Origin of the sequence: Gardnerella sp. KA00771 (assembly GCF_049244045.1) — a bacterium.
In the GTDB taxonomy this organism is placed as follows: Bacteria; Actinomycetota; Actinomycetes; order Actinomycetales; family Bifidobacteriaceae; genus Bifidobacterium; species Bifidobacterium swidsinskii.
The window spans coordinates 1,559,513-1,569,807 of sequence record NZ_CP058368.1; the positions used below are offsets into that span (position 1 = coordinate 1,559,513).

General features: G+C 41.5%; 10 protein-coding genes. 6 read left to right on the forward strand and 4 right to left on the reverse strand.

Translation table 11 applies throughout. The features are described 5' to 3' along the window. On the reverse strand, positions 1-1,092 hold the full coding sequence (trpS, locus tag HXT57_RS06280) for a tryptophan--tRNA ligase (RefSeq protein WP_103013743.1): 1,092 nt from the start codon (positions 1,090-1,092) through the stop codon (positions 1-3). A 145-nt stretch (positions 1,093-1,237) separates the two neighbouring features. Between trpS and HXT57_RS06285 the strand changes: the two genes are divergently transcribed. Continuing rightward, the gene (locus HXT57_RS06285; RefSeq protein WP_103013744.1) at positions 1,238-1,618 is read left to right on the forward strand and encodes a DUF3073 domain-containing protein; all 381 of its coding nucleotides are present in this window, start codon (positions 1,238-1,240) and stop codon (positions 1,616-1,618) included. A 117-nt stretch (positions 1,619-1,735) separates the two neighbouring features. Here the strand turns inward: HXT57_RS06285 and HXT57_RS06290 are convergent, their stop codons facing one another. After that, positions 1,736-2,152, reverse strand: coding sequence for a sterol carrier family protein (locus HXT57_RS06290; RefSeq protein ID WP_103013745.1), 417 nt, complete (start codon positions 2,150-2,152; stop codon positions 1,736-1,738). A 236-nt stretch (positions 2,153-2,388) separates the two neighbouring features. Between HXT57_RS06290 and HXT57_RS06295 the strand changes: the two genes are divergently transcribed. Further along, positions 2,389-4,878, forward strand: coding sequence for a glycogen/starch/alpha-glucan phosphorylase (locus HXT57_RS06295; RefSeq protein ID WP_064622132.1), 2,490 nt, complete (start codon positions 2,389-2,391; stop codon positions 4,876-4,878). A 203-nt stretch (positions 4,879-5,081) separates the two neighbouring features. Here the strand turns inward: HXT57_RS06295 and HXT57_RS06300 are convergent, their stop codons facing one another. Continuing rightward, on the reverse strand, positions 5,082-5,291 hold the full coding sequence (locus tag HXT57_RS06300) for a hypothetical protein (RefSeq protein WP_004106126.1): 210 nt from the start codon (positions 5,289-5,291) through the stop codon (positions 5,082-5,084). Between the two features lie 161 nt (positions 5,292-5,452). On the opposite strand from HXT57_RS06300, the gene HXT57_RS06305 reads away from it, so the two are divergent. Together HXT57_RS06305 and HXT57_RS06310 are read left to right on the forward strand one after the other, a co-directional pair. Then, positions 5,453-6,157, forward strand: coding sequence for a rhomboid family intramembrane serine protease (locus HXT57_RS06305; RefSeq protein WP_012913690.1), 705 nt, complete (start codon positions 5,453-5,455; stop codon positions 6,155-6,157). 256 nt (positions 6,158-6,413) lie between these two features. Further along, a complete protein-coding gene (locus HXT57_RS06310; RefSeq protein ID WP_415697906.1) occupies positions 6,414-7,727 on the forward strand; it encodes a THUMP-like domain-containing protein in 1,314 nt (437 codons plus the stop codon). 63 nt (positions 7,728-7,790) lie between these two features. Here HXT57_RS06310 and crgA read toward each other — a convergent pair whose 3' ends face one another. Then, positions 7,791-8,183 carry a cell division protein CrgA gene (gene crgA, locus HXT57_RS06315; protein ID WP_004109527.1) on the reverse strand — a complete coding sequence of 131 codons (393 nt, stop codon included), beginning with the start codon at positions 8,181-8,183 and terminating at the stop codon, positions 7,791-7,793. A 77-nt stretch (positions 8,184-8,260) separates the two neighbouring features. Between crgA and HXT57_RS06320 the strand changes: the two genes are divergently transcribed. Further along, entirely contained in the window at positions 8,261-9,016 is a 756-nt protein-coding gene (locus HXT57_RS06320) for a DUF881 domain-containing protein (protein WP_421783555.1), read from the forward strand. A gap of 45 nt (positions 9,017-9,061) precedes the next feature. Next, positions 9,062-10,168, forward strand: a complete 1,107-nt coding sequence (locus HXT57_RS06325; protein WP_004109532.1) for a class E sortase — start codon at positions 9,062-9,064, stop codon at positions 10,166-10,168. Positions 10,169-10,295: the final 127 nt, after the last annotated feature.

A 10,295-nucleotide genomic window follows, 5' to 3' on the forward strand; every position in this document is an offset into this window, starting at 1 on the left:
TTAATACTTCATTCCCATAGCATCTCGCACTTGGGAAAGCGTTTCTTCTGCAATAGCATTTGCACGCTTATTGCCATCATGCAAAATGTCTCGAACAGTATCCATATCTTTTGCAAGTTCTGCACGACGCTCACGGTGAGGTGCCAAGAAATTATTTACATTTTCAATTACGTAAGCTTTCAATGCGCCAGCACCAGCGTTACCAATTTCTGCAGCAATATCTTTAGGATCTCTACCTGTAACTAAACCTGCGGTAGTAAGAAGCGCAGAAACTTGCGGACGAGTTACTGGATCAAAAGTAATCATCCTCTCAGAATCAGTTGGACTCTTCTTAATTAATTTGGCAGTTTCTTCGGCAGTAGCCCCGAGCATAATCGAGTTACCGTAAGATTTACTCATCTTTCGTCCGTCCAATCCTGGAATTTCAGGAGCATCAGACAAAATTGCTGCCGGCTCTGGGAACACTGGATTCTTTTTTGCATATCGCTCATTAAAACGACGCGCGATCGTACGAGTGATTTCAACATGCGGCAAATTATCTTTACCAATCGGCACAACATTAGCTTTACAGAACAAAATATCGCAAGCCTGGTGCACTGGGTACGTAAGGAGCAATCCGGTTAAAGCATGTCCAGATGATTCCATTTCCGACTTTACAGTAGGATTCCTGTGTAATTCTGCTTCTGTAACAAGCGAAAGGAAAGGCAACATAAGCTGATTTGCTGCAGGAACTGCGGAATGAGTAAATATCATTGTTTTTTCAGGATCAATTCCGGCAGCCATATAATCCAGCACTAAATTCAAAACATTATCTTCAATATGCTCAGTGGTGTCACGATCAGTAATTACTTGATAATCTGCAATAATAATATTGGTTTTTACTCCGCGCTGCTGCATTGCAACACGCTCACGAATAGATCCAAAATAATGTCCTAAATGCAAACGACCAGTTGGGCGATCTCCAGTAAGCATAGTAAAAGACGAAGGGCTAGCTTGTAACTTTTCAAGCGTTGCATCTGAACGTTTACGCGCTGCAAGGAAGCTTGCGCTCATCTCATTACCAGCAGCTGTAACCTGTGCTTCTTCCGGCATTTTAGGCTCCTTAATTGTGCGTATTTTTACGCTGAAAATATGGCTTTTATGGTAAAAGTTTACACAGACAATATACTCGGTTGCGGTTAAGTGGTACGCTCTTGTGTGATGAACTGATTGTTACTTAATTTTTAGAGGGGGTCAGATGGGCCGCGGACGACAGAAGGCAAAGCAACAGAAAATTGCCCGTAAGCTCAAATACCTGACGACCGATACGGATTATGACGAGCTTGCTAAGGAACTTAATTCCAGCGAACCCGGACAAGGATCCTTCGATCCATTTGCGTCGAGCGAAAGCTATGAGGAAGATACATATCTTCCAGAAGAGAATGACACAGATCAAGAAAATGATGCCGTTGATGCTTCAAACGAAGATGATTTAGACGAGTATGCCAAGTGGGCTGCGGAAGCAGCTGCAAAAGCCGTTAGCAGCGAAAACTCTTCTACAAACTCAGGAGCGCACACGCCAGCGCATCATCATATCCCTATGCCAATTCCAAACTTCATACACAAACACGACAATTAAAAATTAAATTTATTAAAATTATTTTATTTACGTATCCTGGGCATTCGAAATACTGTTTGCCCAGGATATTTGTAAATACACGCTGTAAATACGCAATTAAGCTACAATAAAGCCAACTTACAGCGGCAAAATATCGCTTAAATCATCACGCTCGCCAATTGCACTTATGTTGCCAAAGTCCTGTTCCTGATGCCATTTAGTAACACCACTCGCTAATCTAAGCCATACTTTAGGCTCAAGTTCAATAACATCTGGCGGTGTGAGATTATGCGGATCCGAAGCTGGTCCTTCCAAAATTTTTACTGCACCAAAAGGCGCAACTCTTACTTCTACTGCGCACCCAGGCACTTTATCCTCAAGAAGATATAGCGAATATCTAACCGCTAAAGCTTCGTCGTTTAAAGAGATATTTAAAATATTACTATTTATTTGCATGGCTTCTATGCCATTGCCAAGTGCTTTAATAGCAGATTCACGCCAGAATTGCCAAGCACATTGTCCTTGTTTTATATCTCGTTCAAGTATTACTGACATATTTTTATTATCTTCTAAACAACCTACTTTCAGCAATATATTTGTATTAAGACGTTATATACAAATATTTAAAGGGATTAGGTTGTGGTACTCTTGGGGTTATTGTGTGCATTCACATGCCTCTTGTAGTTATCTGCAAAGGTTATCTGCAAAATGGTGATGGTTTAATTGTCTAAACACAAAGTTTTAGGCTGCACACTTTTAGGAAATATATCAAACGGCACAAGGAGTCAAATATGACTAAACACGTCGCGCCGAAAGCCAAAACTACTGCGACGGCATTTGCCAAAGAACTTCAAGAGCACCTCAAGTACACCCAGGGTGTAACGCCAGAGCAGGCCACTACGGCAGATGTGTATGTTGCCGCTGCTACCGCAGTTCGTCGTCACTTGATGGACTCTTGGATGCAGACTCAGCATGACATGGTTAATGGCAACACCAAGGCTGTGGGCTATTTGAGCGCAGAGTTCTTGATGGGTAAGCAGCTTGAGAACGCTTTGTTGAACGCTGGTCTTACTGACCAATTCAATAAGGCTGTTACTAAGCTTGGCTTCGATCCAAAGGCAGTTATCAATGCTGAGTATGAGCCAGGTTTAGGTAATGGCGGTTTGGGTCGTCTCGCAGCCTGCTTCATCGATTCACTCGCCTCTATTGGCGTTCCAGCATTTGGCTACGGCATCCAGTATCGTTACGGCATCTTCAAGCAGCGCTTTGATGAAGAAGGTAAGCAGGTTGAAACCCCTGATTACTGGCTTAGCAACGAAGAGCCATGGGGTCACATTGATTATGGTCGTGACCAGCGCGTCAACTTCGGTGGTGAAGTTGTAGAGGAAAACGGCAAGCGCGTTTGGAAGCCAGCTTGGTCTGTTCGCGCAGTACCAGTTGACTACATGGTTCCAGGTTATAATTCTGGTCGCGTAAATACTCTTCGTTTGTGGACCGCTAAGTCTTACGATGAGTTTGATTTGCTCACCTTCAACAAGTCCGAGTACTTGGATGCTGTAAAGCCACAGGTTGCAGCAGAAAACATTTCTAAGATTCTTTACCCAGAAGATTCCACTCCAGAAGGTAAGGCTTTGCGTCTTGAGCAGCAGTACTTCTTCGTAGCTGCTTCTATCCATGATGCAATCCGCGTATTCTACCCAGGTCAGGATAAGCCGGATCTCACTACCTTCCCAAGCAAGATTAACTTCCAGTTGAACGACACTCACCCAGTTATCGGCATTCCAGAGCTTATGCGCGTTCTTATGGACGAGTACGGCTACGATTGGAACACCGCTTGGGGTATCACCACCAAGACCTTCAACTACACTTGCCACACCTTGCTTCCAGAAGCTTTGGAAGTTTGGCCAGCCAAGCTTATTGGCGAACTGTTGCCACGCCACCTTGAAATCATTCAGGGCATTAGCGAGCAGTTCCGCAACGAGCTTCGCGGTAAGGGCGTTGCTGAGGATCAGGTTGAGCGCATGCGCATCGCTACCGACGCTGACGAAAATGGCGAAGGTGCTGTAGTTCGCATGGCTTACTTGGCTACCTACGGCGGTTCTTACGTTAACGGTGTTGCTGAACTTCACTCTGAGTTGTTGAAGGATGTCACTTTGAAGGACTTCTCCAGCGTTTACCCAGATAAGTTCAAGAACGTTACTAACGGCGTAACTCCTCGTCGTTTCGTGCGCTTGAGCAACCCACGCATGTCTGCTCTTATTACTGAGGGCTTGGGCACAGACGCATGGCAGGGTAATTTGGAGCTTCTTGAAGGCTTGAAGCCATTGGCTGACGACAAGGCGTTCGTTAAGAAGTTTGCTGAAGTTAAGAAGCAGAACAAGCTTGCCTTCGTTGATTTTGCAAAGCAGAAGTATGGCTTTGAGATCAACCCAGACACAATGTTCAACACCATTGTTAAGCGTTTGCACGAGTACAAGCGCCAGTCCATGAAGATCCTCCAGGTTATCTCCACATACGCTGGAATCAAGAATGGCACAATCGACGTAGACAAGATGCTTCCACGCACCGTGTTCTTCGGCGCTAAGTCTGCTCCAGGCTATGCTATGGCAAAGCTCACCATTCAGCTCATTAACAATGTTGCTCGCGTGGTGAATAACGACCCAGCATGCAAGGGCAAGCTTGCAGTGTTCTTCCCACCAAACTACAACATCGAGTTGGCTATGAACTTGATTCCTGCCACCGATTTGGATGAGCAGATTTCTCAGGCTGGTAAGGAAGCTTCTGGTACCGGTAACATGAAGTTTGCTTTGAACGGTGCTTTGACTGTTGGTACTCTCGATGGTGCAAACGTTGAGATTCGCGAGCGCGTTGGCGCAGAGAACTTCTTCCTCTTCGGTATGACCGTTGACGAAGTTGATAAGCTCTACGCTGAAGGATACGATCACGGCGGCTCCCGTAAGTACTACGAGTCTGATCCTCGCTTGAAGACCGCTGTTGACATGGTTGCTGACGGCACCTTCTCCAATGGCGACAAGAGCGTGTACGAGCCACTCGTTAACGATTGGCTCACCCATGATTACTTCATGGCAATGGCTGACTTCAGCTCTTACATGGATATTCAGGCTCAGATTGAGGAAACTTACCGCGATCCAATGAAGTGGGCTCGCATGGCAGTCTTGAACGTAGCCAACTCTGGTTACTTCTCTTCTGACCGCTCTATCGAAGATTACCTCGATCGCATTTGGCACACTGGTGCTCTTCCAACACCTGTTGCTGAGTAATTGAGTATTCTCCAATAGCAATACATAGAAAATAAAAGGCGGAGACTGTTAATCAGTTTCCGCCTTTTATTTGTGTAAATTTTAGTTAAATTGCATGTAAGACAAACGCTTTTGTTTACAACAATTCTTTAGTAATTACAAATGAAGGCGACTACGAATATACGCAATCGCCTTCATTTTGGACTGTATAAAGCAAATGTCACTTATGCCTCGGCGGCAGGAGTATCGTTAGCTTCTTTCTCTTCTTTTTCTAACCCTAGGTCAATTGGCGAAGAACTGTTCTCCCATGGTTCCTCCCAAGGGTCATAATCAGGATTATGCTGCTTGTACACATACAACGCAGCAATACCTGCGAGCAGTGCTCCGAAGAGCAGTGCAAAGAACTTCCAACCGCCAGAGGATCTGTTCTCCATGATGGCTCCTTTCCGGTTAAGCTGACCTGCTCGTCCAAGTCAACAATCTATACCGCTTTTTGTCGCGTAATAACTATCATAGTTGCTTTTCTTCAGAGTTGCATCTTTTTTAAATAATGTTATTGATTAAATTTGTGAAGTAAAACCGATATCATAAGCATATGCACAACTTTGATATTAAAAATATTTTAAATAATATAAGATTTCGTTTTAACACAACCACAGCCATTTTAGTATATTCATGCATTTTTATTTGGATATTGGAAATGATACTGAACTTTGCATATCCAAATTATTATTCGACTCTAATAAGCTATACTGCGTTTCTTCCAATCACTGCGTTACAGACACCTTGGACTTGGTTCACATCAATGTTTGTTCACGCACCAAATTTAACCCATATTTTCTTCAATATGCTATGTCTTTGGTCGCTCGGAGTTGAATTAGAACGATTCTTCGGTAAATGGAAGTTTTTTGGATTATATTTAATATCCGGCTTTGGCGGAAGCGTAGCTGATATTGTATGGTGCAAACTCACTAATAATTGGTTCGTCGCTTCATACGGTGCTTCGGGAGCTATTATGGGGCTTATAGGCGCACTTCTCGTAGCACAATGGCGACTAGGAGAAAACATGCGAGGAACAATTATTTGGATTGCTATTACTCTCGCTATGCCAATTATTGTGCCTAATATCGCTTGGCAAGCACACATTGGAGGTTTAGTTTCGGGTACCGCAATTGCAGCATTGCTCGGAGTACAAAATCCGCTACTTAAAAAAGCTTCGTTTAATACGCGTTTCTTAGTGTATTTTGTATCACTATTTGCTATTCTCACTGCTTGTGCAATGTTTTGTTTGAAGGCATGATTTATTAAATTACACACGTGTAGTTTTCCACCGATGTGCACAGGATTGTGTATAAGTTGTGCCTAAATTGGTGACAACTATATAAGTTATCCACATAGTTAATCACAAACGTTGATAACTTGCCTTTTTTGAACCTGTGCACAAGTGTATAAGAGTTATCCACAATTTAAATTTTTTGTGGACTAAACTATCGACTACACAATTTTAAAATTTACTTGCTCTAAAATTTTCTACACCTCCATAAGGAATGAGATTTATGTCTACACTTCAAGTTCCAAAAACAATAGAACCAGCAAACGCTTCTACACTCACTTTTATTAAAGAAAACGCACAATTGTCACCAAGTAAAGCTGCTCTTAAAGCTCCACGCAATGCAAACATCGACATACCATTTGCAATTAACCAAATAGCAGGTAGACAGATTGCGCAACAAAAACTACCAAAATGGGCTTCCTGCAACGAAGTTATATACCCTGCGCATATTTCTATGGAACAGTGTTCTTCTCAATCAACAGCACAATACAAAGCAAATGTTGCAAAAGAATTACTCAACAAATTAAATTCAGAAAATTTTAGTAGCACACTTGTGGATCTTACTGGCGGCTTTGGCGTTGATTGCGCAATAATGTCTGAAGTTTTCGATTCTGCTATTTGTATTGAACAGCAAAACGAACTTTCTAGCATTGCACATCACAATATGAATGCACTTGGTATTACAAACGTAAAATGCTACAACAACAATAGCCTTGATGCACTCAAAAATATTCCTAAGTCAACGATAATATACGTCGATCCAGCTCGTCGTAACAAACAAGGATCTCGCACATACGCTATTGAAGATTGCACTCCAAACGTATTAGATCTTAAAAATCAATTGCTCACTAAAGCAGAAATAGTGATTATTAAACTTTCTCCAATGCTTGATTGGCACAAAACAGTTAGCGATTTTAGTGGCAATGTAGAAGCCGTACATATAGTCGCACATAGTAACGAGTGCAAGGAACTATTGATAATACTCAGCAACTCTCAGCACACAAAAGTACCAGTATATTGCGCAAACGATGATCAGATAACTGTTGTACAAGCAACTTACAATACTTCAACAAATCAGGTATCAATACAGCCTGGGTCAAATGTTTTAAATAATAGAGAAGAAAATAATAAAAAAGATAAAATTTTAGATATAAATAACTGGCAAGAATGGTCGCAATACGTTTATGAGCCAAATGCAGCAATCATGAAAGCTGGCTGTTTTTCATTGTTAGAAACTCAATACAATATACAACAAATCAGTGCGAATAGTCATGTTTACGTATCGGAAGAATACTACTCAGAATTTCCAGGAAAGACATGGAAAATTGAAAATATATGCAGCATGAATAAACGAGAAATAAAACAAACTTTTGCTGATATTACTCATGCAAATATTGTTACTCGTAACTTTCCAATACCTGTAGAAGCATTGCGCAAAAAATTAAACTTACAAGATGGCGGAAATACAAGAATTATTGCAACAACTGATAGCAATAAAAATCATATACTTATTCGCGCCGCAGCAGCAACAAAATAAAAAGTAGCTACGCAATATTTGCATAACTACTTTTAAAACATATTAAGCAGTTTGTTTTACAGACTAACGCCACCACATTGTCATAATGAATCCAGTCATTACTATTACTAATGCAATAACTAAATTCCATGCACCAATTCCAGGAATTGGAAGCACAGGGTTCAAATAATAAACAACAGCCCAAATTAATCCAACGACCATTAATGTGCAGAACAGCGGCACAAACCATGCAGCATTAGCTTTTGTGCCTTTAATGCTTTCTTCGACACGTCGCCTATTTTCAGCTTGTCTCTGCATCATTTGCTGAATCTGTGGAGAAAGCGCTGCTTTATCCGCAGTAGCATTCAACACTGCTTCAACTTCGTCCATAGGAACGCCATAAGTATTCTCATTTGACGTATCGCTCTTCTTTGCAGCGTCGTCAGCTGCAGTCGTGTGCAATTCTTCATCAGCCATAACTGTAACTCTCCAATCAATCGGCTACACGCTATAATAGTGGTTACACTCGAACGCGTGAAGGATGAAGATAAAATATGGCTAAGAGAACTGGGAAACATCGTGCTCAACACTCGCTGTTAAGCAGTTTTGCTGTTGCCGTTGCAGTATTTCTTACCGGCTATTTATTCGTTCTTAACTTGCGCGTAAACCGCTCTGCTTTTGTGACTTCTAATACGAGTCAAATGGTTGAAAGAAATTCACAGCGCACAAAAAATTTACGAGAAGATATAAAATCTTTAGATTCTAAAATTAATTTACTTAATAAAACGCTTGGTAGCAGCACTAGTGAAGGAAAAGAATCTTCTGATACTGGAAGTAGTACCGTACTTCCAAAACTTGAAGGACCTGGAATTGTTGTAACTCTCAACGACTCTCCTCTATGGAAAGGCGTAGTTAATGGTTCCGGAACATCCGGAACCATTAATGATTACGTAATCCACCAGCAAGATATTGAAGCTGTAGTAAATGCTTTGTGGCGCGGCGGAGCAGAAGCAATAACTATTCAGGATCAGCGAGTATTATTTAACTCCGCAGTTGTTTGTATTGGTAACGTTCTTATGTTGCAAGGTCATCAGTACTCGCCACCGTATAAAATATCTGCTATTGGTCCAATGGATAGCATGGTTGATGCTCTAAACAATTCACCAGCCATACACACCTACAAGGAGTATGTAAGTTCGTTTGGATTAGGATGGAAAGTGGAGAAAAAGAATAATCTGCGATTCCCTGAAGCATCGGCTTTGTTGCAACCATTAAGGTACGCAACAGTTCCTAAAGTGCTAAACAAATAAAATATGTTGCAAAGTCTTCATACATCAATAAAGGAGTAGCACACTATGCAATCTGCTAATATGCAGGAAGGAAAAACGAAGCGTAGCAGCTCGAATTTCTGGTGGCAAGCCGCTGGAATTATTGGCGAACTGTTGATAGCTTTTGCAGTTATTTGCGCATTGTACATTGCATGGCAAATGTGGTGGACTGGAGAGCAGGCTGAGCACACTCAAGTAGAGGCACGTCAAGCAATATCTTGGCAAAACCCAAAAACTGGTGATAAAACGAAGATTGCTTTACCACAGAATACTGACCCACCTGCTTTAAGCAAACCAAAGTCTGAAGACCTTGTAGCTCGTTTATACATACCACGTTTTGGAAATCAGTGGGAACGAAATGTTGTAGAAGGCATTACGCCAGACATCTTAAGCAAGCGTGGTTTAGGTCATTATCCAACCACACAAATGCCTGGTGCAATAGGTAATTTTGCAGTAGCAGGTCACCGAAATGGTTATGGTCAGCCATTGGGAGATGTAGACTTACTGAAGCCTGGCGACGCAATAGTAGTTCGTACAAAGGATTATTGGTTCGTCTATAAGTACACTTCTTACAAGATTGTTACACCAGATCACGGTGAAGTTATTGATGCAAATCCTGATCATCCTGGTGAGAAACCAACAAAACGTATGCTTACTCTTACAACGTGCGAACCTAAGTATACTGCTGCAACTCATCGCTGGATTAGCTACGCAAAATTCGCTTATTGGGCAAAGATTAGCGATGGCATTCCAAAAGAACTTTCTACTATTGATGAGCAAGGAAAAGTGAAGTTTATTAACAATGAGCAACAATCTCTAGTTTCTCGTCTTTCTTCACTAGTGCCAGTTATGGTGGTTGTTTTATTAGTGTATATGATGATTTTCGTAGCAGGAGCAATTGCTTGGCAATGGCCAGAACTTCGCGCTATTCATTCTGGATTAAAGAAAAAGCCTGATGCAAGCATTTTTGGCGGTCTTTTGCGCATACAACCAGGTATTACAGCGATTCGTTGGATTCTTTCGATTCTGATTTATTTCTTCATTGTATTAGCATTATTCCAGTGGATTTTCCCTTGGGGCGCATCTACAATTCCATTCCTTCAGCAGATGTCTAATTACTCAACAACTGTATGATAACGGGTTAAGTAGTAAGTTTTAAATATTCTTACGATTGCTTTAAAACTTACAAAATAAAAACATTTAAGGCGATTGCGTATGAAGCGCAGTCGCCTTTTGTTTATATTAATAAAATAAAAGCCTA